Origin of the sequence: Sphingomonas sp. BK235 (genome assembly GCF_004345855.1) — a bacterium.
Classification (GTDB): domain Bacteria; phylum Pseudomonadota; class Alphaproteobacteria; order Sphingomonadales; family Sphingomonadaceae; genus Sphingomonas.
Genome location: NZ_SLXN01000002.1, coordinates 491,228 through 517,567, shown reverse-complemented (window position 1 = coordinate 517,567; position 26,340 = coordinate 491,228). Strand labels below are relative to the sequence as shown.

At 74.1% G+C, this 26,340-nt stretch carries 20 protein-coding genes and 1 tRNA gene; 8 read left to right on the top strand and 13 right to left on the bottom strand.

Annotated elements, in window-relative coordinates:
* Window positions 1–44: 44 nt before the first annotated feature.
* From EV292_RS07950 to EV292_RS07905, 10 genes are all read right to left on the bottom strand, one after another.
* A complete protein-coding gene (locus EV292_RS07950) occupies window positions 45–962 on the bottom strand; it encodes a hypothetical protein (RefSeq protein ID WP_132908654.1) in 918 nt (305 codons plus the stop codon).
* Window positions 952–1,329: a hypothetical protein gene (locus EV292_RS07945; protein ID WP_132908653.1), complete on the bottom strand. Its 378-nt coding sequence runs from the start codon at window positions 1,327–1,329 to the stop codon at window positions 952–954. Before EV292_RS07945 ends, EV292_RS07950 begins: the two co-directional genes overlap by 11 nt.
* 169 nt (window positions 1,330–1,498) lie before the next feature.
* Complete coding sequence (locus tag EV292_RS07940) at window positions 1,499–3,163, bottom strand: portal protein (RefSeq protein ID WP_132908652.1); 1,665 nt, start codon at window positions 3,161–3,163, stop codon at window positions 1,499–1,501.
* 4 nt (window positions 3,164–3,167) lie between these two features.
* Window positions 3,168–3,407 (bottom strand): hypothetical protein, encoded by a 240-nt coding sequence (locus tag EV292_RS07935; protein WP_132908651.1) that lies wholly within the window; start codon window positions 3,405–3,407, stop codon window positions 3,168–3,170.
* Entirely contained in the window at window positions 3,407–4,957 is a 1,551-nt protein-coding gene (locus EV292_RS07930) for a hypothetical protein (RefSeq protein WP_132908650.1), read from the bottom strand. Before EV292_RS07930 ends, EV292_RS07935 begins: the two co-directional genes overlap by 1 nt.
* Window positions 4,954–5,574 (bottom strand): hypothetical protein, encoded by a 621-nt coding sequence (locus EV292_RS07925; protein ID WP_132908649.1) that lies wholly within the window; start codon window positions 5,572–5,574, stop codon window positions 4,954–4,956. The genes EV292_RS07930 and EV292_RS07925 overlap by 4 nt, the downstream gene beginning before the upstream one ends.
* 433 nt (window positions 5,575–6,007) lie before the next feature.
* A tRNA-Gly gene (locus EV292_RS07920) sits at window positions 6,008–6,081 on the bottom strand.
* Between the two features lie 765 nt (window positions 6,082–6,846).
* On the bottom strand, window positions 6,847–8,376 hold the full coding sequence (locus EV292_RS07915; protein WP_132908648.1) for an FAD-dependent monooxygenase: 1,530 nt from the start codon (window positions 8,374–8,376) through the stop codon (window positions 6,847–6,849).
* 262 nt (window positions 8,377–8,638) lie between these two features.
* The gene (locus tag EV292_RS07910) at window positions 8,639–8,914 is read right to left on the bottom strand and encodes a hypothetical protein (RefSeq protein ID WP_243693658.1); all 276 of its coding nucleotides are present in this window, start codon (window positions 8,912–8,914) and stop codon (window positions 8,639–8,641) included.
* Between the two features lie 73 nt (window positions 8,915–8,987).
* The gene (locus EV292_RS07905; RefSeq protein ID WP_132908647.1) at window positions 8,988–9,995 is read right to left on the bottom strand and encodes an aldo/keto reductase; all 1,008 of its coding nucleotides are present in this window, start codon (window positions 9,993–9,995) and stop codon (window positions 8,988–8,990) included.
* A 242-nt stretch (window positions 9,996–10,237) separates the two neighbouring features.
* Between EV292_RS07905 and EV292_RS07900 the strand changes: the two genes are divergently transcribed.
* Window positions 10,238–10,978 carry an SDR family oxidoreductase gene (locus EV292_RS07900; RefSeq protein WP_132908646.1) on the top strand — a complete coding sequence of 247 codons (741 nt, stop codon included), beginning with the start codon at window positions 10,238–10,240 and terminating at the stop codon, window positions 10,976–10,978.
* A gap of 98 nt (window positions 10,979–11,076) precedes the next feature.
* Here EV292_RS07900 and dinB read toward each other — a convergent pair whose 3' ends face one another.
* Window positions 11,077–12,159, bottom strand: coding sequence for a DNA polymerase IV (gene dinB / locus EV292_RS07895; protein ID WP_132908645.1), 1,083 nt, complete (start codon window positions 12,157–12,159; stop codon window positions 11,077–11,079).
* Window positions 12,160–12,351: 192 nt separating this feature from the next.
* Between dinB and poxB the strand changes: the two genes are divergently transcribed.
* Window positions 12,352–14,076 carry a ubiquinone-dependent pyruvate dehydrogenase gene (gene poxB, locus EV292_RS07890; RefSeq protein ID WP_132908644.1) on the top strand — a complete coding sequence of 575 codons (1,725 nt, stop codon included), beginning with the start codon at window positions 12,352–12,354 and terminating at the stop codon, window positions 14,074–14,076.
* Between the two features lie 63 nt (window positions 14,077–14,139).
* Here poxB and EV292_RS07885 read toward each other — a convergent pair whose 3' ends face one another.
* Window positions 14,140–14,730 carry an NAD(P)H-dependent oxidoreductase gene (locus EV292_RS07885; protein ID WP_132908643.1) on the bottom strand — a complete coding sequence of 197 codons (591 nt, stop codon included), beginning with the start codon at window positions 14,728–14,730 and terminating at the stop codon, window positions 14,140–14,142.
* An 89-nt stretch (window positions 14,731–14,819) separates the two neighbouring features.
* Here EV292_RS07885 and EV292_RS07880 point away from each other — a divergent pair, with 89 nt between their 5' ends.
* Window positions 14,820–15,194, top strand: a complete 375-nt coding sequence (locus EV292_RS07880) for a helix-turn-helix domain-containing protein (protein ID WP_132908642.1) — start codon at window positions 14,820–14,822, stop codon at window positions 15,192–15,194.
* 101 nt (window positions 15,195–15,295) lie between these two features.
* On the opposite strand, the gene EV292_RS22895 is transcribed toward EV292_RS07880, so the two are convergent.
* Window positions 15,296–17,236 (bottom strand): FecR family protein, encoded by a 1,941-nt coding sequence (locus EV292_RS22895; protein ID WP_132908641.1) that lies wholly within the window; start codon window positions 17,234–17,236, stop codon window positions 15,296–15,298.
* Window positions 17,237–17,392: 156 nt separating this feature from the next.
* On the opposite strand from EV292_RS22895, the gene EV292_RS07870 reads away from it, so the two are divergent.
* The 5 genes from EV292_RS07870 (at window position 17,393) to EV292_RS07850 (ending at window position 26,284) form a co-directional block, all read left to right on the top strand.
* Complete coding sequence (locus tag EV292_RS07870) at window positions 17,393–19,054, top strand: ShlB/FhaC/HecB family hemolysin secretion/activation protein (protein WP_243693657.1); 1,662 nt, start codon at window positions 17,393–17,395, stop codon at window positions 19,052–19,054.
* A complete protein-coding gene (locus tag EV292_RS07865) occupies window positions 19,054–21,393 on the top strand; it encodes an EAL domain-containing protein (protein ID WP_132908640.1) in 2,340 nt (779 codons plus the stop codon). Before EV292_RS07870 ends, EV292_RS07865 begins: the two co-directional genes overlap by 1 nt.
* A 138-nt stretch (window positions 21,394–21,531) precedes the next feature.
* The gene (locus tag EV292_RS07860) at window positions 21,532–22,215 is read left to right on the top strand and encodes a hypothetical protein (protein ID WP_132908639.1); all 684 of its coding nucleotides are present in this window, start codon (window positions 21,532–21,534) and stop codon (window positions 22,213–22,215) included.
* A gap of 137 nt (window positions 22,216–22,352) precedes the next feature.
* Window positions 22,353–24,707: a penicillin acylase family protein gene (locus EV292_RS07855; protein WP_132908638.1), complete on the top strand. Its 2,355-nt coding sequence runs from the start codon at window positions 22,353–22,355 to the stop codon at window positions 24,705–24,707.
* 20 nt (window positions 24,708–24,727) lie between these two features.
* Entirely contained in the window at window positions 24,728–26,284 is a 1,557-nt protein-coding gene (locus EV292_RS07850; protein WP_243693680.1) for an amidohydrolase family protein, read from the top strand.
* Window positions 26,285–26,340: the final 56 nt, after the last annotated feature.

The following is a 26,340-nucleotide window of genomic DNA, read 5'->3' as shown; positions in this document are numbered from 1 at the left end:
TCTCATGAAGATATATGTACGCGCAAGCAGTGTCGATTCGCCTGTCACTGTCCCTCCGCCCAAGCGCGATTCAACCGCTCCCACCGCGCGCGCTCCGGCGTTCCCTTGCTGGCCACCTTGCGCGCCACCTCGGGGTCGTTCCGCATCGCGTCGAGCTGCGTCTTCGCCTCGGCCGCTGACACCCCGAAGGTGCCGCGCCCGCCGCCCACCAGCGTGTCCTCCGCGACACCGGCGCCGATCTTCGCCATCAGCTCAAGCGCGCGATCGGCGCCGAGCGCCCCGCGCAGCGCCACCCCGTCCGCCCCGCTCAGCCCGAGCGCGCGCATCCCGGCCGACACGTGCGCGAGCTGCTCGTCCTTCTTCCCGCCCCACTCCTTCAGCTTCCCCTCGGCGAGCTGATCCTGCCGCGTCCGCTCGGCCGCGGCCTCGTCGAGCTGCGCCTGGATGAACTCGCCGACGGTGCGCTCGAACGCCCCCTTCGGCACGCCCGCCGCGTGCGCTGCCCCCGCCAGCCGCGCGAGCAGCGGCTCGTTGAGCGCCACGCCCTCGGGACCCTTGATCTCGTAGCCGGTCGCCGCCTCGGGCACGCCGATCGCGCGGTGGAAGGCGGCCACCTGCTCGGGCGCCGCGCCTTCCTTCGGCACCGCGACCATCCCCTTGTCGTGGAGCGCGCGCTCGGCGTGGCGCGCCGACTTCACCACCGCGTCGAGATCCTTGAAGCCCTTGGCGGCGAGCCAGTCGCGGTTGGACGCGCTCTCGCCGTCGCCGGCCTCGGCCGAGACGTGGGCGTACCAGTCCGGCGCCGCCCCCGCCGGCGCCCCGCTGCCCGCCTCGCTGCCCGCACCGGCGCCACCCTCGGCCGCCGGCGCCGTCCCACCGCCGGCGCCACCGCCCGCGCCGCCGAGCAGCCCGCCAAGCGCGTCTCCGCCACCCGCACCAGCACCCGTGTCCTCAGTCGCCATCGTCGCTCTCCATCAGAAGCCGCACCTGGCGCTCGTCCGGGTGGAGGTAGTTGGTCAGCCGCAGCCAGACGTCGCGGCGGCCCTCGCGCCGCGCCATCACCAGCGGGTCGGGATCGAAGGCGGGCCGCGCCGCGAAGGTGAAGTCGCGCAGGTCGGCGAGCACGCGCTCGGCCGCGACGCGCAGCACCAGCCCGTCGGCCAACAGCACAGCGCGGTACAGCCACGCCCGCGGCGCCCGGCCGAGCAGCGCGCGCGCCACCGCGGCGCGCCACCCGCGCACCCGCTCACCCGCCGCGAACAGCTCCTTGACCGCCCGCGCGATCCCCACGGCGCGCCACCGCAGCCGGTTGCGCTCGGCGGCGCTCAAAAGATCTTCCCCCGGTACGGCCGAGTCCTGGTCCCCAGGCAGCGCGTCCGCTTGCCGGTCGGCCAGTCGCCGACCGCCACGACCTTCCCGCAATGCTCGCAGATTACCTTGCCGAGCCGCAGCGGCAGGATCTGCGCGTACCACGCGTGCGGCCGTCGTCGCTTCCGGCTCACGCTGCCGCCCCCGCCACCACCTGATTGCCCCGGGCGAGGTCGAGATACGCCCCCGCCGCGTCCGCCATCTGCCCGGGCGCGGCGCTCGCCTGCTGCTGCTGCGCGCGCGCCTGGCGCTTGGCCGCGACCTTGTCGGGGGTCGCGATCCAGCTCGGCCGCAGCCCGAGCACGTCGGCCAGCCCCGGCGCGGCCGCGTCGGTGTCGACGTGGTCGAACACCCCCGGATCGACGTTGGCGAGCGGCGTCATCGCCTCGATCCAGCGCGTCAGCCCCGCGGCCTCCTCGGCGCGCGCCATCCGCGACAGCGGGTTGTCGTAGTCGATCCGCGGCCAGGCGCCCGCCTCGAGCACCTCGGGCGGGAAGGGCTCGATCTGCCCGGCGCGCAACGCCAGCTCGAGGTCGCGCTGCGTCACCGGCGCCTGTTTCTCGGTCTCGTAGCGCCCGGCGTAGGGCGAGACGAGCACGCCCTGCTTGGCGACCATCTCGAGCACCTGGGTGGCGGTCATCCGGTCGCCGGGATCGGTGAGGATCCGGAAGAAGTCCTCGAGGAAGGCGGTGCGGATCACCTGTCGCTCGCTCTCCACCAGCTCGAGCCCGATCGGCAGCTGCGCGCCGCTCGGCATCGCCGCGACCAGCAGCTGGCCGCGCTCGTTGACCAGCCCCGGGTTGGCGCCGCCGGGGCGCGTCACCAGCGAGGTGATCCCGTCGTCGTCGAAGAAGGCGAGCGCTGGGTCGACCAGCTTGTGCCCGGCGCGCAGGTTGGTCTGCTGCATCGCGTTGACGCCCTTGATCGTCGGCAGCACCTTGAGCGCGGGCGAGCGGCCGTAGATGTCGCCCGGCCCGGTGACGTGGCGGCTGACGCTGATCGGCATCGAGTGGAAGCCGCCGCGGCGCAGCACCCATTTCTCGTCCAGCGCGACCGTGACGCTGTCGACCGGCATCCCGCGCCGGTCGAGCGCGCCCGCCTCGATCGCGGGATTGGGCCGCACGACGTGGAGCAGCTCGAACCGCTCGGCGGCCTTGTCCTGCTCGAGCGCGCGCCGCATCCGCGGGGTCAGCGCCTCCCGCCCGAACTCCTGTTCCAGCTGGCGCGCCGAGCGCGTGTAGCGGCGGTGGACGGTGTCGATCTGCCCGCTGAAATCCTCGTCGAAATAGCATTCGGAGAGGTGCAGCGCCTTGTAGAACAGCCCGACGCCCTTGCGCTCGCCGCTCCACAGCGGCCCCGAGCCGTAGCAGCCGAGCTGGCGCAGGTCCTCGCCCGACTGCACCCGGAAGCCGGTGTGCGGCGCGTAGCGGATCGCGTACAGCCGGTCGCCCGCGCGCTCGCACCAGCGCCTGACGGCCGGCAGCTTGTCGAGGTCGCGGTCCTCGAAGCGCGGGCGGATGTACTGCGACTGGAACGGCACGGTGATCGCCGCCATCGCCGCCTGGAAGCGGTCGAGGCTCTCCACCGCGGTGACGTCGAAATTGCCCGCGCCGCGCACGCGCCCGGCGCCGGTGCCGGTGCCGTCCCAGCCGCCGGCGCCGAGCGGGTTGACGCGCTCGTCGATCTCGCGCCACACGCTCTCCCACGGCGCGCGCAAGCTCGCGAGCCGCTCGTGATCGCGGTTGAGCTGCTTGACCAGGTCGGTGTCCTGGAGCTGGTCGATCGTCGCGCCCACCGGCTCAGCTCCCCAGCGTCAGCTTGCCGCCGGACAGCGGCAGCCCCGCGCCGCCCGCGCCGGTGACGAGGTCGGCCGCGCCGCCGCGGCGCCGGCGCAGTTCGTCGTCGGCGGCGCTGAGCTGCGCGGCGGCGTCGGCGCGCTGCGGCACCGGCAGCGCCTGCGCCACCGGCGTCTTGTCGGGCGTCGAGACCAGCCCGAGCGCCTTGAGCGGCGCGGCCAGCACGTGTCCCAGCAGGGCCATCATTGTCTCCCCAGTTCGTCGTAGTGGCTGTCGACCGTCACCGGCGCGCGGCGCTTCGCGCGCCCGCGCAGCGCGCCGACCACGCCCTCGCCCTCGAGCGCGGCGTACTGCTCGGCGTCGGCGACGTGCGTGTAGATCGTGTCGGCGATCTCGAGATGGCCGCGGGTCTCGCCGTCGCCGGTCTCGGCCTTGCGGTAATGGTAGCCGCCGAGATGCGCGCGGATCAGCTGCTTGCAGCGGCGGTGGATCAGATAGCCGTCGCGCTCGGACTGGGCGCGGTGGATCGCCTCGTTGCGCAGCGCCGCCGAGTTGGTGCGCGCGCGCCGCACGCGCAGCCCCAGCGCCGCCTGGAAGGGCAGGATCCAGTCGAGCTCGCGGTCCTCGCGTTCCTCGCTGGCGAAGGCGGCGGGATCGGCGACGACGCGGATCAGCGCGGGGTCGGCGTCGGGGAAATGCTGCGCCAGCACCGCGCGGACCTGGCGCCCGAAGGCGGTCGGCCCGATCTTGCGCAGCGTCTTGCCGTCCTCGCGGATCAGCACCGCCTCGGCGAGCGTGCGCAGCTGCCCCATCGCGGTGCGCTGGGTGAACACCGCCGCGGCGAACAGCCCCTGGTCGACCCCGATCGTCAGCGTGCGCGCGGGGTCGAAGGCGAGATCGTCGCGGACGTGGTCGGCGTAGTGGAAGCCGGGGTTGACCGGCTGGCCGTGCTGGAGCGGCACCGGCTTGTTGTCGACCATCCGGTCGACGTAGCCGGGGCGGTGGCGGTTCACCGCGACCTGGATCGCGTAGTAACCGCGCCCGCCGCGCAGATTGTGGAGGTTCTCGGCGTCGGGCGCGCGCCCGCCGGGCTGGACGAACGCCTCGAGCAGCGGGCGCCCTTCCAGCGCGGCGGCGAGGTCCGGGTCGCGCGCCGGGTCCAGCTCGCCCAGCTCGCGCTCGAGCAGCAGCCTGTACGCCCAATTGTCGACGTAGGGCATGTTGAGGCTGAGCAGGATCTGCGGCTCGCGCACCAGGCTGGCGTCGAGGTTGGAGAAGCGCCCGACGCGCCCCGAGAGAAAGGCGATCAGCTCGGCCGGCTGGAGATCGGCCTCGTCGACCCCGACGCAATTGACCTCCCAGCCGCGCGTCACCTCCTCGACCGACTTGTCGCCGATCGCGCGGAACTCGACCTCCATCTCGAGCACGTCGACCGGGCGGCCGTCGCGGCGGTTGCCCTCGCGCCGCAGCACGCGCTGGAAGGAATGGACGTAGGGCGCCTTCCAGCTGAACGTCCCGTAATGTTCGGGGACGATGTTGAACCACGACTTGAGCGTGTTGGCCTCGAGGTTGGGATAGCTCTCGCGGATCACGCCGAAGCGCGCGCGTCGCCGCGTGACGCCGGCGGCATCGACCTTGCCGCCCTGGAGCGCGCCGTTGCGCACGCCCTTGGACAGCATCGCCATCGTCTTGCCCGAGCCGACCGGCCCGACGATCCCGGCGATGAAGGCGGCCGAGCGCGTGAACGCGTCCGCCACCGGGCCGGGCGAGACGAGGCGGGTGACGGCGGTCACTCGGGCGTCTCCGGCGCGTCCGCGGCCGCCTCGGGCGCGACCGGGAGGTAGTCGCCCTCGATCATCCCGTTCAGCTCGTCGCGGCTGTGGGTGACGCCCTCGATCAGCAGGTCGGCGACACCGGCGAAGCTGACGTCGACCGCGACCGGCTTCTTGCTCTCGAGGTACGGCAGCAGCGCCTCGGCGCAGCGGATCCGCAGCGACTGCGCCTCGGCGTAGCTGAGCTGCTCGACGACGACATTGGGGCGCCCGTCCTTGCCGAAGCTCTGCACCTTCTCCTGCCGCGACGCCTCGATCAGCAGTTCGGGCTGGGTCGCCTGGATCTGCATCAGCGAGATCGCGGGATGCTGCCCGAAGCCGAGCAGGTAACGCGCGAAATCGTCGGTACGCCGGTTGCGCGACCCCGCCGGCCGCCCGCGCCCGCGCTTCTCGCGCGCGCGCCGCAGCACCGCGAGCCGCCCGGCCGCCGGCCCCAGCTCCTCGCGCGCCGCGACCATCTCCTCGGCGGTGAGCGGGGCGAGCAGCTCGAGCTGCTCCTCCTCGCCCGCGGCCTGGTCGAGCAGCCGCTTGGCATCGGCGACCGCCTCGGCGGCGACCTGGGCGTCACCCGTTGACACGCGCGCCTCCCCGGCCCGAGGATCGTGTTCTGCCGTTTTGTGAGGGGGACGCCCCCAACCCCGACCCGACGCCGCGGCCCGCAACGAAGCGCGCTTCCCGACACCGGCGAAGAGGGGGGTGGGCCGAAACCCGGGAAAATGTCAGCGCCCACGAGCTGGCGAGGGGGTAGCGCGCGTTAGGGGCTCCGGGGGGCGTCTCGCCCGAGCCGGCCGCCGCCCCTCCCCGCGCAGCCCGAGCGCCCAGCCCTCGAGACCTACCTGCCGCGCACCACAGGGATGGCGATGCTGCCGGTCGACCTCACGGACGAACGCGCGCCGCGCGCGATCACCCGCGACAGCCGGAGCGCGTGAAAAACGGATCGGACTTGGAATTCCAAGTCGGCCGGAGTTGGAATGACGGGAGCGCGCGGGGCGGAAAACCGTGCGATTCGAATGGAGCGGGTGAAGGGAATCGAACCCTCGTCGTAAGCTTGGGAAGCTTCTGCTCTACCATTGAGCTACACCCGCGAAACAACGGCTCAGCGCTGCTCCGGCCGCTCGCGAGGCGCTGGTCAGCAGGCCCGCGTGCGATCCGACGGCCGAGTGCCACATTCCTGGCGTGGTCGTCAACGCCGATCGTCCGACGCCGCCGGACGCCCGCGGACGATCTCGGCCGTTCGGCACTTGGCATAAGGGGGCCGGTGCGCTGTGATGGCGCCGCGGTCACGCCGATCGGCTGGCGAGGACCGTCGTCGCTGGAGAGATCGCCGATCGCGAGCGTCGATCGAACGGACGGGGGCCTGTGATGATCGTTCTTGCACCATTGCTCCTCTCGGTCGCGGTGCCCGCCGCGGTCGAGCCCCGCTGCACCTCGTTCGCCACGCTGTCGGCAGCGGACCAGAAGCAATATGGCTCGCGCTACCGCTTCCGTGTGCGCACCAAGGGGAAGGCGGTCGCGGAACAATGGGTCCGGAGCCAGGCGTGCCCGGAAGCGCGCGCCGCGCGTCGGGAACGACGCCGGGCGCCGTTGACGCGTGCCGATGGGCGGCCCTGCACCAAGACGCGGACCGAGATGCGGCCGGTGACGAGTGGTGGAAGCATGACGATGCTACCCCACCGCGTCTGCATCAGGTGACGGGCTGACCGCACCCTCTCGTCGACGCGGCCGACCTGACCATCGTGCTGGTCCGAGCGGCGTCGGTCATCGAGCGTGCGAGGGTGAGCGGCGGCGGACCGCCCCCCCAACACCGTTTCCCCGCCCACGATCGGCCGGCGCCGCCCCGCATGGCGCGGTCAGCCGCCGCTCACCCAGCGCGACAGCGCCGACGCCAGTCCCGCGGCGCCCCTCGCCTCCCCGCTCGCCCAGGCGACGATGCCGTCGGGGCGCACCAGCAGCGCGCCGCAGCCCAGCGGGTGGTCGGCGCGGGCGGCGAAACAGGTGACGCGGTCGCGATAGGGTGCCACCTCTCGCCGCACCGCCGCGTCGTCGCCCCCGTCGAGCAGGACGGGCCGGCCGTCGCGCAGGTGATCGTTCAGTCGCGTGCCGTCGTCGAGCGTCAGGTCGGGCGCGCTATACCCCACCAGCGGATGATCGTCGCCCAGGTCGTAGCGCAGCCCGACGCCCCACACGCGTTCGGCGACATAGGTCGCGCCGTCGCGCGTCGCGATCAGATCGGCGACGACCGCGCGGAGCGCGCGCGCGCCCGGGCTGGGACGCATGATCGCGACCTGCGCGCGCGACCAGTCGAGGATCTGCGCGGCGACCGGCCGCCGCTCGCGCTCATAGCTGTCGAGCAGCCGCGGTGCGGCGACGCCGAGCGCGACGCGCGCGAGCTTCCAGCCGAGATTGCTGGCGTCGCCGAGTCCGAGGTTGAGCCCCTGTCCCCCCAGCGGCGAATGGATATGCGCGGCATCTCCCGCCAGCAGCACGCGCCCGCGCCGATAGCTCGAGGCGAGGCAGGCGCGATCGGTCCAGGTGGTGGCGAGGCCGAGCGCGCTCACAATGACGTCGGCGCCCGACAGCCGACGCAGCACCGCCTGGATGTGATCGCGCGTGATCGGCCCGGCGCGGTGGTGCGCGCCGCCGTCGAACACCGCCATGCGGACGATCCCCGGCGGCGCGTAGAGAAGGGTTCCCGCCGCCGTGTCGTGCTGCCCGGGGGTGATCCGATCGGGCTCGGTCAGTGTCACCTCGGCGAAATAGCCGGTGAACTCGGGGTCGGTGCCGGTGAAGCCGAACCCCGCCGCCTTGCGCACGACGCTGCGCCCACCGTCGCAGCCGACGAGCCAGCCGGCGCGGACCTCGCCCCCGCCCGCCCGCACGCGGACATGATCCCCCGCGTCGTCGACCGCGGACACGGCGAGGCCGCGCCGGATCGTCACGCCCAGCTCCAGCGCGCGCGCCAGCAGGACGGCCTCGATGCCGGCGAGGTCGACCGCGATCGGCACCGCGGCATCGGGCAGACGATGGTGCCAGCGCGCACGATCGACATGGTCAAGAACGAGGTCGATCCCGGCAAAATGGCCGCCGGACCGCCGCTCGCCGGGGCGGGCCGGCACGGACGAGGCGACGGCGGCGACCGGGGCGGCCGCGCGCCGCTCCAGCGCGGCGAGCAGGCCGCGCCGGTCGAACGTCTCGATCGTGGCCGGCGAGAGCCCGCGCAGCCCGAACGGGGCATGTTTCGCCGCCGTGTCCGGGTCGGGCGCCTGCTCGATCACCAGCACCGAGCATCCGGCGAGGCGCAGCTCGGCGGCGAGGAACAGCCCGACCGGTCCGGCACCGGCGATGACGACGTCATGATAAGAGGAAGGGGTGATCGGCATGTCGTGGCTCCACAGTCGATGTTCGACCGGAGCGTTCCTCGGCGCGGGAACCCCGAACGGACGAACGAGGTGCCACCTCGCGGTACGCACCGTTCGTCGTGGGGATCCCGGCGGCAAGGCCAAAGACCAGAGCTTTCGTCACCGAAAGGACCCGGGCTGACCAGACCGGATCTGCCTTTTCCGACGCGGCATGGTTAGCGCGCCGGCCACCCGCGCGCAAGTATCGGCGCGGCCGTGCGTCCGGGGCGGCGCGGGTGACCTGCTACAATCCCGCCCGATCGAGCATCGACGCGATCTCGCCCGGCAACGCCGACCCCGACCTCGGCAACAGCCGGTTGAGCGCGGTCTGCACGCGCTTGCGGGCGACCTGATAGGCCTTGTGACGGACCGCGCGCGTCAGATTGGTGCGCCCCGACGCGCTGCCGCCGAGCAGCGCCTCCCATTTGGCCTCCTCCGCCTCCAGGATCGACAGCGCCAGACGCAATCCGTCCCGCCGCCCGCGCGCATAATCATCCGATATCGCCAGCTTCTCGCTCATGTCGGCGATGGTGGTCCCCCGCCCGGTCCTTGGCAAGGCGACGACCGTCCGGCGCGCGGTGCGAACCGTCCCGTCAGCCGGGCAGCGGCGCCGCCGGATCGACCAGCCCCGCCGCGCGCAGGTCGTGCCAGAACGAGGGCGGCACCGTCTCCCGCGCCGCCGCCTGGTCCTCCGCGATACGGTCCGGGCGGCTGGCACCGGGGATGACCGCGGCCACCGCCGGGTTGGCGAGCGCGAAGTGGAGCCCGGCGGCCTTCATGCTGACGCCGTGGCGGTCGGCGATCGCCCGGATCCGCGCGACGCGGTCGAGCAGCTCGGGCGAGGCCGGCGCATATTCGAAGTTCGGCCCGCCGACGAGCGCGCCGGAGCTGTACGGGCCGCCCACGACGATGCCGAGCCCGCGCCCGGCCACCGCGGGCATCACCCGCTGCAGCGCGCGCGCGTGATCCAGCAACGTGTAGCGGCCGGCGAGCAGGAAACAATCGGGCCGCGGCTCCTGGAGATCGAGGATCGTCTCGATCGGTTCGACCAGGTTGACCCCGAGGCCCCAGGCCTTGATGACCCCCTCGTCGCGCAGCCGGTCGAGCGCGCGGAACGCACCCGTGCGCGCCTCCTCGAAGCGGGCGATCCACTGGTCGCCCCAGAAATCGCGGGCGAGATCGTGGACGAAGGCGATCTCGATCCGGTCGGTGCGCAGCCGCTCCAGGCTGCCCTCGATCGAGCGCAGCGTGGCGTCATAGCCGTAATCGTTGACCACCTTGTTGGCGCGGCCATGCGCGAACACGCCGCTCTTCTCGCCCTGGTCGCGCGCGGCGACATCCTCCATCTCGTCGAGGATGACGCGGCCCACCTTGGTGCTGATGACGTAATCGTCGCGCGGCTTGCCGGCGAGCGCCTCGCCCAGCCGCGACTCGGCCAGCCCCGCACCATAGAAGGGGGCGGTGTCATAGTAACGGATGCCCGCGCGCCACGCGGCCTCCACCGTCGCCAGCGCCTCGTCTTCGGGGATGGCACGGAACATGTTGCCTAGTGGCGCCGCGCCGAAACCCAATCTGCTTGGCAAGATGTCCGCGAGCGGCATGTGCTTGGTCCCGTGTCCGTTTCTCCCGCTATCTAGGCGGCGGCGGGGCGACGGGAAAGGCCGCTGGCGGCGGCGCGCAGCGCGGCGCGTTCCCGATCCTGCGACACTGTTCGGCAGGTCACGCCCCTAAGCATCGCGGCGCCCGCCCCCCAGAATGGATCTCGACGATCGTCGCGATCACCGCGCGACATCACGCGCGGCCGGGTCGCGCAGGACCGAACACGCAGAGAGAAGGACGAACCATGATCGATTTGACGGGTAAGCGCGCGCTGGTCGCCGGCGGCTCGCGCGGCATCGGGGCCGCCATCGCGCTGGCGCTGGCGGAGCATGGCGCCGATGTCGCCTTCACCTATCAGTCCGCGACCGAGAAGGCGCAGGCGGTCGCCGCGTCGATCGAGGCGACCGGTCGTCGCGCCGTGGCGCTGCGCGCCGACAGCGCCGATCCCGCCGCCATCGCGCAGGCGGTGGATGCGGCCGCGACCGCGCTCGGCGGCATCGATATCCTGATCAACAGCGCGGCGATCGGCTATTACGGCGCGATCGCGGACCTGGACGTGGATGCCTATCAGAAGATGATGGACGTCAACGTGCGGGCGCCGCTGCTGTTCGCCAAGGCGGTCATTCCCCATCTCCGCTCGGGCGGGCGCATCGTCAGCATCGGCTCCGGCCTGGGCGAGCGCGTCCCCTTCCCCGGCGTGACCGCTTATGCCGTCTCCAAGGCGGCGCTGACCGCCTTCACCCGCGGGCTGTCGCGCGAGCTCGGGCCGCAGGGGATCACCGTCAATCTGGTGCAGCCCGGCTCCACCGACACCGACGCCAACCCCGCCGACGGTGACGCCGCCGCGTTCCAGCGCGGGCTGACGTCGCTGGGGCGCTATGCGGAGCCGCGCGAGATCGCCCAGGCGGTGGTCTTCCTGGCGAGCCCCGCCGCGAGCGTGATCACCGGCGCGATCCTCAACGCCGACGCGGGCGCGCTCGCCTGACCGAGCGCCGCGCCGACGGCTGCCACGTGCCGCCCGTCGGCGCGGCGAGCCGATGCCGCGTCAGCCGGGCGCGACGGTCGCCCGCGCCGCCGCGCCGGTCACGCCGCCGCCTGCGCGAAGATCGGCAGGTCGGTCCCCGCCGCCGCCTGCGCCGCGACGAAGCTGGACACGGTCACGCCGACCAGCCGGACGCCCTTCTCGGTCGGCAGGACCGAGCGGATCAGCTCGAGCGCGGCGCGGTGCAGACCGTCGCGGCTGGTGACCGCCACGGGTTGGCTGCGGCGTCGCGTGATCTGGTGAAAGTCGGCATATTTGACCTTCACGGTGACGGTCCGGCCGAACGCCTGGCGCGAGTCGCACCAGTCCCACACGTCGTCCGCCATGCGCAGCACGCCCGCCTCGATCTCGGCCGGTGCGGTCAGGTCGCGCTCGAACGTCGTCTCCGATCCCGACGATTTGCGCACGCGATGCGGGTTGACCGGGCGGTCGTCCTCACCCCGCGCGATGGCATGATACCATTCGGCCGCGGTGCCGAAATGCTGCTGGAGGAACGCCAGCGACCTGGCGCGCAGGTCGGCGCCGGTCTCGATCCCCAGCCGCTTCATCTTCGCCGCGGTCACCGGCCCGACGCCGTGGAATCGGCTCACCGGCAGCCCCTCGACCCAGGCGGCGCCCATGTCGGGAGTCACCGCGAACTGGCCGTCGGGCTTGCGGTGATCGGAGGCGAGCTTGGCCAGGAACTTGTTGTACGAGACGCCGGCGGAGGCGGTCAGCCCGGTCTCGGCGAGGATGTCGGCGCGGATCGCCTTGGCGGTCAGCCAGGCGGTGCCCAGCCCGCGCCGGTCGGCGGTGACGTCGAGATAGGCCTCGTCGAGCGACAGCGGCTGGATCAGATCGGTGTAGCGCGCGAAGACGTCGTGGATCTGCCGCGACACGTCGCGATACACCTCGAAGCGCGGCGGCACGAAGACCAGCTCGGGACAGCGCCGCAGCGCGGTGACCGAGGGCAGCGCCGAGCGGACGCCGAAGCGGCGCGCCTCGTAGCTCGCCGCCGCCACGACCCCGCGCGCGGCGGCATGGCCGACCGCGACCGGCCTGCCGCGCAGCGACGGATCGTCGCGCTGCTCCACCGACGCGAAGAAGGCGTCCATGTCGACGTGGATGATCTTGCGCACCACCATGCGCCCCTTCTACCGCCAACAGAACGAATTGTGAACAAGGCACCGGCGCGAGGCCGATCGACCGTCCCCCCGCCCGCTCGCTCACCGGCGCAGGGATCGGCGCGGCGCGATCGGGCGGAAGCCAAGCGCCGCCGGAGCGTTGTGCCGCCATCCCCGGGGCACCGCCCTCCCCTAACCACGGACGCGAAGACGATGAGCAAGACGATCGCAGACCTGCTGAACGACACGTTGGTCGAGGCGGGGGTGAGGCGGATCTGGGGCGTGACCGGCGACAGCCTCAACGCCTTCAACGACAGCATGCGCCGCTCCGGAGAGATCGCGTGGATGCACGTCCGCAACGAGGAGGCGGGCGCCTTCGCCGCGGGGGCGGAGGCCGCGGCCACGGGCGCGCTGGCGGTGTGCGCGGGCAGCTGCGGCCCGGGCAACCTGCACCTGATCAACGGGCTGTACGACTGCCATCGCAACCGCGTCCCGGTGCTCGCGATCGCGGCGCACATCCCGTCGAGCGAGATCGGGCTGAGCTATTTCCAGGAAACCCGCCCGACCGAACTGTTCCGCGAGTGCAGCCACTTCTGCGAGATGGTGCAGGATCCGCGGCAGATGCCCGAGCTGCTCCACCGCGCGATCCGCACCGCGCTCGGCCAGCGCGGCGTCGCGGTGCTGGTGATCCCCGGCGACGTCGCCTTGCAGAAGGCGCCGGAGACGCGCGCCGTCCCCTTCCCCGCGCTCGCCGCGCCGCGGCTGGTGCCCGACGAGGCGACGTTGCGACAGGTCGCCGCGCTGCTCGACGCGTCGAAGGCGGTGACGCTGCTGTGCGGCGCCGGCACCGCGGGCGCGCACGACGAGGTCGTCGCGCTCGCCGCCGCGCTGAAGGCGCCGATCGTCCACGCCTATCGCGGCAAGGAGTGGATCGAATACGACAATCCCTATGACGTCGGCATGACCGGGCTGATCGGCTTCGCCTCGGGCTATCACGCGATGATGGAATGCGACACGTTGCTGATGCTCGGCACCGACTTCCCCTATCGCAACTTCTACCCCGACAAGGCCAAGGTGGTGCAGGTCGATCGCGATCCCGGTGCGCTGGGGCGGCGCGTGCCGCTCGTTCTCGGCGTGGTGGCGGACGTGAAGGAAGTCGCGGCACGGCTGACGCCGCTGATCGCGGCCGACCGCGACGCGCGCTTCCTCGACACCGCGCGCCGCCACTATCGCGACGCGCGCAAGGGGCTCGACGATCTCGCCAGCCCGCGCGACGGCGAGAAGCCGCTCCACCCGCAATATATCGCGGCGACGGTCGATCGGCTCGCCGCCGAGGACGCGGTCTTCACCGCCGATGTCGGCACGCCCGCGGTCTGGGCGGCGCGCTATCTCACGATGAACGGCCGACGCCGGCTGATCGGCTCGTTCAACCACGGCTCGATGGCGAACGCCCTGCCGCAGGCGCTCGGCGTCCAGGGCGCCTTCCCGGGCCGGCAGGTCGTGTCGCTGTCGGGCGACGGCGGGCTCGCCATGCTGATGGGCGACATGCTGACCGCGACCCAGATGCAGCTGCCGATCAAGATCGTCGTCTTCAACAACTCCACGCTCGGCTTCGTCGAGATGGAGCAGAAGGCAGCGGGCTATGTCGACGCCAATGTCTCGCTGCAGAACCCCGACTTCGCCGCGATCGCGCGCGAGATGGGCTATCTCGGGGTACGCGTCACCCGATCCGACGCGCTGGAGGGGGCGCTGCGTGAGGCGTTCGCGCATGACGGCCCGGCGCTGGTCGACGTCGTCACCGAAGGGCTAGAGCTGGTGATGCCGCCCAAGATCCAGGCCGAACAGGCCAAGGGGTTCAGCCTCTACGCGCTGCGCGCGGTGCTGAGCGGGCGCGGCGACGAGGTCGTCCAGCTCGCCCGCGCCAATCTGTTCCGCTGACGGCGCGGCGCGCGCGGGATCGTGCCCGAAGGCCGCGCGCGCCGGATCGGCACGCCGCCGGCGTCACGCCGCCAGCGGGGCGCCCTCGCCCGCGCCGCGCCCGACGCGCCGCGCCGCGTCGAGCGCGCCGTCGAGCGCCGCCTGACGCGCGTCCGCGCCGCGGCCGATCCCCTCGGCGACGATGACCTCGACCTCGGCGCCGAGGAAACCGAAGACCGAGCGCAGCAGCGTCTCGGCATGCTCGTACGACTGATAGGGCGAGTCCGCGCCATAGACGTTGCCGCGCGCCAGCGCGATGATCACGCGCTTGCCCGCGGCCAGGCCGACGACGCCGCTCTCGTCGTAGCGGAAGGTCTTGCCGCGCACCGCGATGCGGTCGATCCACGCCTTGAGCTGGGTCGGGATGCTGAAATTGTAGAAGCCCGCGCCGATCACCACCACGTCCGCCGCGAGGAACTGATCCACCTCGGGCGCCTGCTCCAGCGCCATCCACGTCTCGAGCGTCAGATGCGGCAGCGGCGCCGCGGCGAGATCGCGATAGGTCACCGCGGCGGCGGGATCCTCCTGCCTGAGCTGGTCGACGATCGCGGCCGAGATGGCGCGGCTGGCGGAGCCCTCGCCGAGGATGCTGGAATCGAGGTGCAGGATCTTCACGACGCGTCTCCGGTCTGGATTTGTGACCTGGACCAGCTATGTGACCGACCGACATCCTCCAAGAACGCATATTTTTGGGACTAGGTCATATGCATGTGCCTGCCGAGCCGGGCGTGAGCCAGCAATGCCGCAAGCTGAGCGGCGTGCTGACGATCGTCGGCGACAAATGGACCGTGATGATCGTCATGGTCCTGATGGGGCAACCGCGTCGCTTCAACGAGCTGAAGCGCACGATCGGCGGCATCTCGCAGCAGATGCTGACGCGGACGCTGAAGGCGCTCGAGCGCGACGGGATGGTCAGCCGCACCGTGCGGCCGACGGTGCCGCCGCAGGTCGAATATGCGCTCACCGATCTGGGCATGTCGCTGGCCCAGCCGCTGCAGGCGCTGGGAATCTGGGCCAGCGCCCACCTCGTCGAGATCGAGGGGCACCGCCACGCCTATGACACGCGCGCCGCGGCGTAATATCGCGCAATACGACCTCTCCAGCCAGCAACTCGGCCAGGACGGCGGCTTCTATTATTTCCGCCTCAACCTGACGGCGTGAGCGCGCCCCCCGCCCCCTCCTATTTGCCGGGGCCTTTCTCGAGCTGCTTGAGTGCCTTCTCGGCATCCTTGCCGGCTTTTTTGGCGGCGTCGTCGGCGGCCTTCTCCGCGGCGCGCGCGGCGTCCTCCGCCGCCTTCTGCGCCTCGCGCGCGGCCTTCTCCTGTTCGCGCGCCGCCTCGGCCGCCGCCTTGGCCGCCTCGCGCTCGGCATCCTTGGCGGCCTTCTCCTGCTCATGCGCGGCCTTGTCGGCGTCGCGCGCGGCCTTCTCGGCGTCCTTGACGGCCTGGTCCGCCGCCGCACGCGCGGCCTGGTCCGCGGCGCGCTTCGCCGCGTCGGCCGCGCGCGCGGCCTCCTGCTGCGCCTTCTGCGCGGCGATGTCGGACAGCAGCTTCGCCGCGTCGCGCGCGGCTTTCTCCAGCGCGGCGCGCAGCGCGGCGGCGGCGGCATTGCTCGCCTCCTTGTTGGCGGTCTCGGCCGCCGCCGTGGCCGCGGCCGCATGGGCCTGCGCCGCCGCCGCCGCCTGCATCGCCGCCGCCCGTGTCGCCTCGTCGGCGCCGTGCTGCGCCTCGGCCGCCGCCTGCGCCGCCGCCGCCGCGTCGCGGGCCGCCGTCGCCGCCTGCGCCGCCGCGGTCGCCTGCGCCTGCGCCTGTGCCTCGGCCTGCGCCGCTGCGGCCTGTTGCGCGACCGCGCTCGCCTGCGCTTCCGCCATGGCGGCCTGTTCGGCGGCGAGCCGCTGCTGCGTCGCGAGCGCCGCCTGCGCCGCGCGCCCGCTCTCCTCCGCCTGCGCCGACGCCGCGGCGCGCGCTGCCGCGGCCTGTTCCTGCTCCGCGCTCGCCTGCGCCGCCGCCAGCGCGGAGGCCTGCGCCGCCACCTCGATCGCCTGCGCGCGCGCCGCCGCCGCCGCCGCGGCCTGATCCGCGCCCGCCTTGGCCTCGATCGCCGCCGTCGCCTCGGCCGCGCTCTTCTCCGCCGCCGCGCTCGCCGCCACCTGCTCGCCACGCGCCGCGGCGATCTCGGTGGCGACCTCGACCACGCGCACCGCCGCGGTCGATGCCTCGGTCGCAGTACGCGTCGCGGTCGCCACCGCGGCGAGCGCCGCGGTCGCCGCCACCGGCACCGTGCCGCTCTGGCCGAGCGTGCCCTGGACCAGCCCACCGGTGGTGTCCGCCAGCGCGACCGGCGCGGCATAGACCGTCTCGACCAGCGCGGGTGCCGCGGCGACCGGGGCCGCCGTCACCGTCGCGGGTGCCGGCGCGGCGACGGCCGCGGTGGCCGCGGTGGGCACCGCGGGCGCGTCGGCGGGGGCTGGTGCGGCAGCGGCGGTGGTCGCTTCCGCCACCGGCGTCGGCGCGGCGGGGGCGGGCGCGGCGGCGCGCGCGGGCGAGTCGATCACGCGCCGCACCCCGTCGCGCTCGATCGCCATGCGGAACCGGTCCCCCGCTCCCACCTGCGCCACCGCGCCCGGGGTGAGCAGGTCGCGCGCGCCGCCATCGCTGGTGGCGACCTCGACCGCGCCCTCGATCACCTGAAGCGCGCTGCCACCCCCGCCGACGCTGAGGCTGAAGGTCGTCCCCTTCACCACCGCGGCGAGATAGGGCGTCTGCACCTCGAAATGCGGCGTCATCTTCTTCTTGATCATGAAGACGACGTTGCCGAATTCCTCGACGATCCGGGTCATCCCCTTGGTCTCGGTCGCCGCCGGCAGCGTCAGCCGCGAGCCCGGCGCGACCAGCATGAACTCGGTGCCGCGCACCAGCACCGCGCGCGCGCCCTTGGCGGTGGTGACGGTGTCGCCCGCCGCGATCGCGCTGCCGCGCGTCGCGACCCGGCTGAGCCCCGCGCGCGTGATCTGGACGTCGCCCATCGCCTCGCTGATCCGCCAGCCGGCGGGGCCGGCGCTCGCGGCGGGGGCGAGCGCGGCGGTGGATGCGGCGAGCAGCGCCAGGATCGGCAAACGCATGACTATCTCCCTCGGCCCGCCGGGCAGGCCAGGTACGGCCAGTAGAAGGAGTGCGTTGCGAACAACTTAGGACGAATGGTTAGCGAATTGCCACGCCCGCCGTAACCGAATCGGAACCCGCCCCCGCCTAGTCCGACGCGACAACAGGGGCGCCCGATGCGAGTTACCACCACTACCCGATACCTGCTGCTCGGCGGCGCCGCGCTCGCGGGCGTGCCCGGCGCGGGGGCGCAGACCGCGCTGGACCGCGCCGATCCGACCATCGCGGCGCGCGCGCTGCCGCGCCCCTCGCTCGAACAGCCCGAGCGCGCCCAGCCCACCGAGGTGGACGCGACGAGCCGCGCCGCCGCGGGCGCGACGCTGACCCCGCCGGTGCGCGCGGTGACGGTGCGCGGCGCCGCGGCGGTGCCCGATGCGGCCTATGCCGCGGCGATCGCGCCGGTGATCGGGCGCGCGCTCGACCGCGCCGCGCTGGCGACGCTCGCGGGGCAGGTGGCGGGGGCGGTGCGCGCGCGCGGCTATCCCTTCGCCACCGCGGCGGTGGCGGCGCAGCCGATGCGCGACGGCGTCCTCGCGGTCGACGTCGAGCTCGGGCGGATCGACGCGGTGCGCGTGATCGGCGCGCGCAGCGAGGCGGCGGACGCTCTGCTGGTGCGCGCGCTCACCGGGCGCGGCGCGGTGACCCAGGCGATGCTCGAGCGCGCGCTGCTGCTGGTCGGCGATCTGCCCGGCGTGCGCGTCACCGAGACGCGCTACGTCCGCCAGGAGGGGTTCGGCATCCTGCTGGTGACGATCGCGGGCGACCGCGCCAGCGCCTATGCGCAGCTCGACAATCGCGGCAGCGACGAGGTGGGGCCGGTGCGCTCGACGCTGCTCGCCAGCCTGCGCGGGCTGGCGGGTGACGGCGACGAGCTGTCGCTGGTCGTCGCGCAGACGCCGCTGCAGCCGAGCGAGTTCGCCTTCCTGCGCGCGCGCTACGCCGCGCCGGTCGACGCCGCGGGATCGGTGCTGGCGGTGGCGGGATCGATCGCGCGCTCCAACCCGGGCGCGGCGCTGGCGCCGCTCGACGTGGTGGGGCGCAGCGGCGACCTGTCGGTCAGCTACACCCGCGCGCTGGTGCGCACCCGCGCGCGCAGCCTGTGGGGCAGCGCCGAGCTGCGCGCGGTGGTGGTGGAGCAGACGCTGCGCGGCGCGCGGCTGCGGCGCGACCGGCTCGCCACCGCCACCGCGACGCTGAGCGGCCAGGCCACGCTGGCGGGGGGCGCGCTGCGCGGCGAGCTGGCGGGGGTGGCGGGGCTGCCGCTCGCGGGGGTGAGCCGCGCGGGGGACGCGCTGCTCTCGCGCGCCGACGGCGACGCGCGCTTCGTCGCGGCGACCGCGCAGATGGACTATACGCGCCGGCTCGCCGGGCCGGTCAGCGCGGTGCTGGCGGGGGCGGCGCAGCTCGCCTCGCGACCGCTGCTCGCCACCGCCGAGATCGGGCTGGGCGGACCGGGCTTCGCGCGCGGCTATGATTATGCCGAGCGCACCGGCGACCGGGGCGTGATGGGGTCGGCCGAGCTGCGCGCCGACGCGGGCCGGATCTGGCCCGGGGTGATCGACCGCGCGCAGGGCTATGCCTTCGCCGACGCGGGGCATGTCGGCAACCTGCGCGGCGGCGCGGGCGGGGGCACGCTCGCCTCGGCCGGGGCGGGGCTGCGCGCGGGGACGGGGCGGCTCGACGGCATGGTCGAGATCGCCTTCCCGCTCGACGCCGACCGGTTCGACACCGGCGACCGCCGCCCGCGTATCTCGCTGCGCCTGTCGCGGATCTTCTGATGCGCGCGCGCGGACCGGCGGCGCCTGGGCAGGGCGGCGCGCGCGCCTTCCCCCGCGCCCGCGCCGCGCTGCGGCGCCACCGTCGCGCGCTGGCGCTCGCCGCCGCGCTGCTGGTCGCGCTCGCCGCCGTCGTCACCGGGATCGCTGACCGGTTCGACCGGCTGCTCGACGGGCCGCGCGCCGCCGCGTCGGTGCGCGCGCCGAGCGGGCGGCTCGTCGTGGTCGAGATGGACGCCGCCAGCGTCGCCGCGATCCGCGCCTGGCCCTGGTCGCGCGACCATTATGCGCGCCTCGTCGACCGGCTGCGCGCCGCCGGCGCGGCCTCGATCACCTTCGACGTCGATTTCTCCTCCGCCGGCACCGCCGCGGGCGACGCCGCGCTGGCGCAGGCGCTCGCCCGCGCACCGGGGCTGGTCGCGCTCCCCACCTTCGCGCAGCGCGCGCGCTCGGGCGACCTGCGCTCGATCGACTCGCTGCCGCTGGCGTCGCTGCGCCCCTATGTCGCGCTCGCCTCGGTCAGCATGCAGCCCGACGACGACGGGATCGTCCGCCGCGCGCCCTTCGGCACGATCACCGCGGGCACGCCGCGCCCCTCGCTCTCGGCGCTGATCGCGCACCGCTCGGGCGTGGCCGACACCTTCTTCCCGATCGACGGCGGGATCGACCCGCGACGGCTGCCGCGGCTGAGCTTCGTCGCGGTGCGCGACGGCGGCTTCGACGCGCGCGCGGTGCGCGGGCGCGACGTGCTGGTCGGCGCCACCGCGATCGAGATGGGGGATCGCTACGCCACGCCGCACTGGGGCGTGCTGCCCGGCGTGGTGGTCCAGGCGCTCGCCGCCGAGACGCTGATCGCGGGCGTGCCGACGCCCTATGGCGCCGCGCTGCCGCTGCTGCTCGCGCTGCTGCTCGCCGCGCCGATCCTCTACGCGCGGCGCGTGGGCATCGCGCTGGCCGCGGCGGTCGCGGCGCCGCCCGCCTGTCTCGCCGCCGCGGTGGTGGCGCAGTCGCGGTTCCACGCGGTCTTCCCGCTCGCCCCCGCGCTGGTGCTGGTGACGGTCGCGACGCTGGCGCGCGGCGCGCTCGATCTCGCGCGGCGGTTCGAGCGCCAGCGCCGCGTCGACGAGGACACCGGCCTGCCCAATCGCCGCGCGCTGCTCCACCACCGCGCCGCGGCGGCGCCCGCGCCGCTGCTGGTCGCGACGATCGGCAATGCCGACGCGCTGACGACGCTGCTCGGCGAGCGCGCGCGCCACGACCTGGTGCTGCGCGTCGCCGACCGGCTGCGCGCCAGCGTGGGGGAGACGGTCTATCGCGTCGGCGACCGGCTGCTCGCGGTCGAGGCGCCGGGTGACGACGCGGAGGCGCTGGTGGTGGCGCTGCGCGGCGTGCTGACCGAGCCGGTCGAGGTGCTCGGCCGCCGCACCGATGCCGCGGTGCATCTCGGCCTGTCCGCGGGCGTGGGCGCGCTGGCGGACCGGCTGGCGGGGGCGACCCAGGCCGCCGAGGCCGCCGCCGCCGCGGGGACCTTCTGGCGCGACGCCCAGGTCGACGCCGAGGCGCTGGAACGACAATTGGTGCTGATGGGCGAGCTGGACGAGGCGATCGCGCGCGGCGAGATCGAGGTGCATTACCAGCCCAAGCTCGCGCTCGCGACCGATCGCGTCGCCGGCGCGGAGGCGCTGGTGCGCTGGCGCCATCCGACGCGCGGGATGATCCGCCCCGACCTGTTCATTCCGCTGGCCGAGCAGGCCGATCGGATCAGCGCGCTGACGCTGCACGTGCTGGCGCGCGCGATCGAGGATCTGGCGGGGTGGCGCACGCGCGGGCACGACGTGACGGTGGCGATCAACCTCTCCGCGATGCTGGTCGCGGAACCCGCCTTCGCCGCCGCGGTCGACCGGCTGCTCGACGCGGGCGCGGTGCCCGCGGACCGGCTGATCTTCGAGGTGACCGAATCGGCGACGCTGGCCGATCCGGAGCGCGCCGCCGCGCAGCTGCGCCATTTCCGCGCGCGCGGGGTGGCGATCTCGATGGACGATTACGGCACCGGTCAGTCGACGCTGACCTATCTGCGCGAGCTGCCGCTGAGCGAGCTGAAGATCGACCGCAGCTTCGTCCAGCACGCGCATCGCCAGCCCGCCGACGCGCTGATGCTGCGCTCGACGATCGATCTGGCGCACGGGCTGGGGCTCAAGGTCGTGGCGGAGGGGATCGAGGAGCCCGCCTGCCTCGCGCTGCTGCGCGACGCGGGCTGCGATCTGGCGCAGGGCTATCTGATCGGGCGGCCGATGCGGGCCGACGCCTTCGTCGAGACGCTGGCGGTGCGCGCGGCGGCGTGAGGCGGGACGCCCCCGCGCGTCGCGGACTCGTCCCGCCGCGAAAGCGACTCGCCTCGCCGCTTCGCCGCCGCGGCCGCGTCGGCGGGCGCGGGCGGAAGGCGTAGACGGGCGCACGGGAGACAGAAAAGGGGCTCGACCGTGCGGTTTCACCTGAGCGCGCCCGCCGCGCTGACGATGGCGACCCTGCTCGCCGCCTGTGCGCGCCACGCCGCTCCGCCGCCGAGCGCCAGCGCCGCGCCGCCGCCCGTGGTGGCGATGGTCCCCGCGCCGCTGCCCGCGGGGGCGCGGCCGGGGATGACCGTGCCGCTGCGGCTCGCCGACGGCAGCTATCCCACCCCCAATCGAGCGCTGAGCGCCGCGGGCGCGATATGGCATCTGCGCAGCGCGCTCAACGTCGCGGCGCTGGCGTGCCGCGGCGCGCAGGAGGCGTCGATCATCGCGCGCTACAACGCGCTGCTCGCCGCGCGCAAAGCGGAGCTGGCGAGCGCGCAGGCGACGCTCCAGTCGGAATATCGCGCTGGCGGCGGCGACTGGCAGGACCGGTTCGACGACCAGATGACGCGGCTCTACAATTTCTTCGCGCAGGACCTCGCGCGCGACGCCTTCTGCGCGGGGGCGGCGGACACGCTGGACACGATCGCGACGGTACCCGCGGCGACGCTGCCCGCCTTCGCGGCGGAGCGGCTGGCGGCGCTGGAGCGGCCGTTCACCGACTTCTTCGCGGCCTACGACCGCTGGCGCGCGGGGCAGTTGGTCCCGGCGACGGTCGCCGCGGCGGACGCGACGCCCGCGCCCGGGCCGGCGGCGGGAACGGCGGGGTAGCGGCGCGCGTGGCGGCGACCGGCGCGCGTCGCCGCCATAGCCGCCGCTTATGCCCCCCGCCGCGGTTCGCGGGTCGCGTCGCGGCATCGCGGCGTGTAGCGTCAGCCCGCTCGCCGCCGGCACGACAGGGAGGCCGCATGATCGACCGTCGCTCCTTCCTGCTCGGCTCCGCCGCGACGCTCGCGCTCGCCCCCGCCTGCCGCGCGCGAACCCAGGCCGCCCCAGCGCCGCGACCCACCGCGACCCCCGGCCTGTCCGCGCCGATCGAGATCGTCGACGACGTCTACGGCGTGCCGCATATCCGCGCCTCGTCGATCCCCGACGCCTTCTTCGGCCAGGGCTATGTCGTCGCGCGCGACCGGCTGTTCCAGATCGACCTCGCGCACCGCCGCGAGCTCGGCCGGCTGGCCGAGGCGTTCGGCGCCGGCTTCGCGCCGCACGACGCCACCGCGCGGCTGTTCCATTATCGCGGCGACCTCGACGCCGAGCTGGCGCGGATCCCCGCCGAGATCCTCGCCTGCGCGCGCGCCTATGTCGCCGGGATCAACGCGCGGATCGCCGAGGTGACCGCCGACCCGGCGCTGCTGCCGCCCGAATATGCCATCCTCGGCGTCACGCCGGTGCGCTGGGACGTGCGCGACTTCGTGCGCGCGCGCGGCGCCTCGGCGGGCAACACCGACGACGAGCTGCGCCGCGCCCAGCTCGCCGCGCTCGGGCTGCTCGAGCTCGACGCGATCATGGCGCCGCTCCGCCCCGCGGGCGTGCTGCGCGTGCCCGAGGGGCTCGACGTCGCCGCGGTGAGCGACGACGATCTCAGCGCGCTCAACCTCGGCGGGCTGCCCTTCAGGCCCGACACGCCGACGCGCGGCGAGCGGCTCGACGCCGCCAACGCGGGCAGCAACGCCTGGACGATCGCGCCCTCGCGCAGCGTCACCGGTCGCGCGATCCTCGCCAACGACCCGCACCTCGGGCTGGGCGGCTTCGGCCCGCGCCACGTCGCGCATCTCAGCGCGCCCGGTCTCGACGTGATCGGCGGCGGCGCGCCGGGCCTGCCCGGGATCATGCAGGGGCATACCGACCGGTTCGCGTTCGGCCGCACCAACTTCCACATCGACCAGGAGGATCTGTTCGTCCTCGAGCTCCACCCCAGCGACCCCGAGCGCTACCGTCACGCCGGCGGGTGGAAGGCGTTCGACACGCGCGCGGTGGTGATCCCGGTCAAGGGCGCCGCGCCGCACCGCGCGACGCTGCGCCACTCGGTCCACGGCCCGGTGGTGAGCCACGATCCGGCGAAGCGCCGCGCTACCGCGCTCGCCTCGATCGCGATGCAGCCGGGCGCGAGCGGCGCGTTCGCGATGATCGCGATCAATCTCGCGCGCGACTGGCAGGGGCTTAAGGAGGCGTTCAGGCTCCATCCCTCGCCGACCAACTTCCATTATGCCGATGTGGCGGGGAACCACGGCTGGCAGGTGATCGGCTTCGTGCCGCAGCGCCGGCGCGGCGACGGGCTGCTGCCGGTGCCGGGCGACGGGCGTTACGACTGGACCGGCTATCGCGACTATCGCGCGCTGCCGAGCGTCTACAACCCGCCCGCGGGCTGGTTCGCCTCGGCCAACCAGGACAATCTGCCCGCCGGCTGGCCGCGCGACCGCATCCCGGCGCATTCCTTCCGCGATCCCTATCGCTATGAGCGGATCGCCGCGGTGCTCGCCGCGCAGCCGCGCCACACGCTCGCCGACAGCGTCGCGCTCCAGCACGACACGCTGTCGGCGCCGGCGAAGCAGCTGCTCGCGCTGCTGCCCGCGGGTTCATCGCCCGCGCTGGCGTTGCTGCGCGGCTGGGACGCGCGGGTGGAGGGCGACAGCGCCGCCGCGGCGCTGTTCGAGATCCTGTGGCGCGAGCTCGGACAGCGCCTGCTCGCCGCGATCGTGCCCGCGCGCGCGCGTCACCTCGTCACCGAGATCGCGCCCTCGGTGCTGCTCGACCTGCTCGCGCGCCCCGACCGGCGGCTGGGCGCGACGCCTGTCGCGGCGCGCGACGCGCTGCTCGCCGCCGCGCTGGCCAGCGCGTGGAGCCGCGCCGGGATGATGATGGGGCCGGACCCGGCGACGTGGCGCTGGGACCGCCTCCACCAGGTGACGATCCGCCACCCGCTGTCGCGTATCCCCGCGATCGCCGCGGCCTTCCCGCCGATCGAGGGCGGCGGCTCGGGCGGCGACGGCTATACGGTGATGGCGCGCTGGCTCGGTGACGGGCCGGACTGGCGCACGCGCGGCGGAGCGAGCTATCTCCAGGTGATCGACGTCGGGGAATGGGACCGCTCGCTGATGCTCAACCTGCCGGGCCAGGCGGGCGCGCCGACCTCGCCGCATTATCGCGACCAATACGCGCCCTGGATCGCGGGCCGGATGCTGCCGATGCTGTTCGGGCGCGCCGCGATCGACGCGCAGGTCGCGACGCGGCGCACGCTGCTGCCCGCGGCGGCGCGGTGAGGCGCGCGCGCGCCGCCGCGCTGCTGCTGCTGGTCGGCGCCGCGCCCGCGCCCCCGGCCGCCGACGTCGCGATCCGCGGCGGCACGATCTACACCGGCGCCGAGGCGCCGCCCTTCCGCGGCGACGTCGAGGTGACCGGCGACCGCATCAGCTATGTCGGCCCGTCGCGGCGCGGCGCGGCGAAGCGCGTGATCGACGCGCGCGGCAGGCTGGTCACCCCCGGGCTGATCGACGCGCACACGCACCCCGACACCTATCTGCGCTCGCCCGACGCCGCGGTCCGCGCCAATATCGCCTGGCTCGCGCAGGGCGTGACGACGATCGTCACCGGGGTCGACGGCTATGGCACGCCCGACATCGCCGCCGACGCGCGCGCGCTCGCCGCCAAGGGGATCGGTACCAACACCGTCCCCTTCGTCGGCTTCGGCGCGGTGCGGCGGCGCGTGCTGGGCGCCTCGGCGCGCGCACCCGACGCCGACGAGCTGGCGCGGATGCGCGCGCTGGTGGCGGGCGCGATGTGCCAGGGCGCGACGGGCTTCTCCACCGGGCTGTTCTACGCGCCGCAGCGCTATGCCACCACCGAGGAGGTGATCGCGGTGGCGCGCGAGGCGGGATCGCGCGGCGGCCTGTACGACACGCACCAGCGCGACGAATCGGACTATTCGATCGGCCTGATGGAGTCGACGCGCGAGGCGCTGCGGATCGGGCGCGAGGCGGGGATGCCGGTGCATATCGCGCATCTCAAGGCGCTGGGCGTCGCGGTGCAGGGGCAGGCGCCCGCGCTGGTCGCGCTGATCGAAGCGGCGCGGCGCGCGGGGCAGGACGTCACCGCCGACCAATATCCCTGGCTCGCCTCGGGCTCGGCGGTGGACGCCGCGCTGGTGCCGGGCTGGGCGCTCGACGGCGGCTATCGCGCGATGATCGCGCGCCTCGACGATCCCGCGGCGATGGCGCGGATCCGCCCCGAGATGCAGGCCAATCTGCGCCGGCGCGGCGGCGCGGCGTCGCTGCTGCTGACCAGCGCGGGCCAGCCCTGGACCGGGCGGACGCTCGCGCAGATGGCGGCGACGTGGCGAATCGACCCGATCGACGCCGCGCTGCGCATCCTGCGCGTCCCCAATGCCGCGCGCACCGACCCGGCGGGGGCGGCGGTGGCGAGCTTCAACATGGTCGATCGCGACGCCGACCTGATCATGCGCCAGCCCTGGGTGGTGACCAGCTCGGACGGGTCGGACGGCCACCCGCGCCAGTTCGCCACCTTCCCGCGCAAGTACCAGGTCTACGTCCGCCAGCGCCGCGTGATCACTCTGGCCGATTTCGTGCGGCGCTCGACCGGGGCGACCGCGGACCTCTACCGGCTGGCGCGGCGCGGCCATCTGCGCGTGGGCTATGCCGCGGACGTGGCGGTGATCGATCCCGCTACCTATGCGGCGCGCGCGGACTATCTCCACCCGCGCACGCCGAGCGTCGGCGTGGCGGCGGTGCTGGTCAACGGGCGTGTCGCGCTGCTGAACGGGCGGCCGACCGGCGCGCTCGCCGGGCGCGTGCTGCTCCGCGCGCCGCCGCCGGGATGCTGAGCGCACCGGGGCGATCACCGTGCGCTCCGGGTGGCGATGCGGCGCGTGCCGGCACA

What these genes read in the sequence shown, in the direction of transcription:
- poxB (WP_132908644.1), top strand. Translation starts at nt 12,352, where the DNA reads ATGAGCAAGACGATCGCAGACCTGCTGAACGACACGTTGGTCGAGGCG.
- EV292_RS07935 (WP_132908651.1), bottom strand. Translation starts at nt 3,407, where the DNA reads ATGGCCCTGCTGGGACACGTGCTGGCCGCGCCGCTCAAGGCGCTCGGG.
- EV292_RS07900 (WP_132908646.1), top strand. Translation starts at nt 10,238, where the DNA reads ATGATCGATTTGACGGGTAAGCGCGCGCTGGTCGCCGGCGGCTCGCGC.
- EV292_RS07870 (WP_243693657.1), top strand. Translation starts at nt 17,393, where the DNA reads ATGCGAGTTACCACCACTACCCGATACCTGCTGCTCGGCGGCGCCGCG.
- EV292_RS07950 (WP_132908654.1), bottom strand. Translation starts at nt 962, where the DNA reads ATGGCGACTGAGGACACGGGTGCTGGTGCGGGTGGCGGAGACGCGCTT.
- dinB (WP_132908645.1), bottom strand. Translation starts at nt 12,159, where the DNA reads ATGGTGGTGCGCAAGATCATCCACGTCGACATGGACGCCTTCTTCGCG.
- EV292_RS07910 (WP_243693658.1), bottom strand. Translation starts at nt 8,914, where the DNA reads ATGAGCGAGAAGCTGGCGATATCGGATGATTATGCGCGCGGGCGGCGG.
- EV292_RS07855 (WP_132908638.1), top strand. Translation starts at nt 22,353, where the DNA reads ATGATCGACCGTCGCTCCTTCCTGCTCGGCTCCGCCGCGACGCTCGCG.
- EV292_RS07865 (WP_132908640.1), top strand. Translation starts at nt 19,054, where the DNA reads ATGCGCGCGCGCGGACCGGCGGCGCCTGGGCAGGGCGGCGCGCGCGCC.
- EV292_RS07915 (WP_132908648.1), bottom strand. Translation starts at nt 8,376, where the DNA reads ATGCCGATCACCCCTTCCTCTTATCATGACGTCGTCATCGCCGGTGCC.
- EV292_RS07905 (WP_132908647.1), bottom strand. Translation starts at nt 9,995, where the DNA reads ATGCCGCTCGCGGACATCTTGCCAAGCAGATTGGGTTTCGGCGCGGCG.
- EV292_RS22895 (WP_132908641.1), bottom strand. Translation starts at nt 17,236, where the DNA reads ATGCGTTTGCCGATCCTGGCGCTGCTCGCCGCATCCACCGCCGCGCTC.
- EV292_RS07880 (WP_132908642.1), top strand. Translation starts at nt 14,820, where the DNA reads ATGCATGTGCCTGCCGAGCCGGGCGTGAGCCAGCAATGCCGCAAGCTG.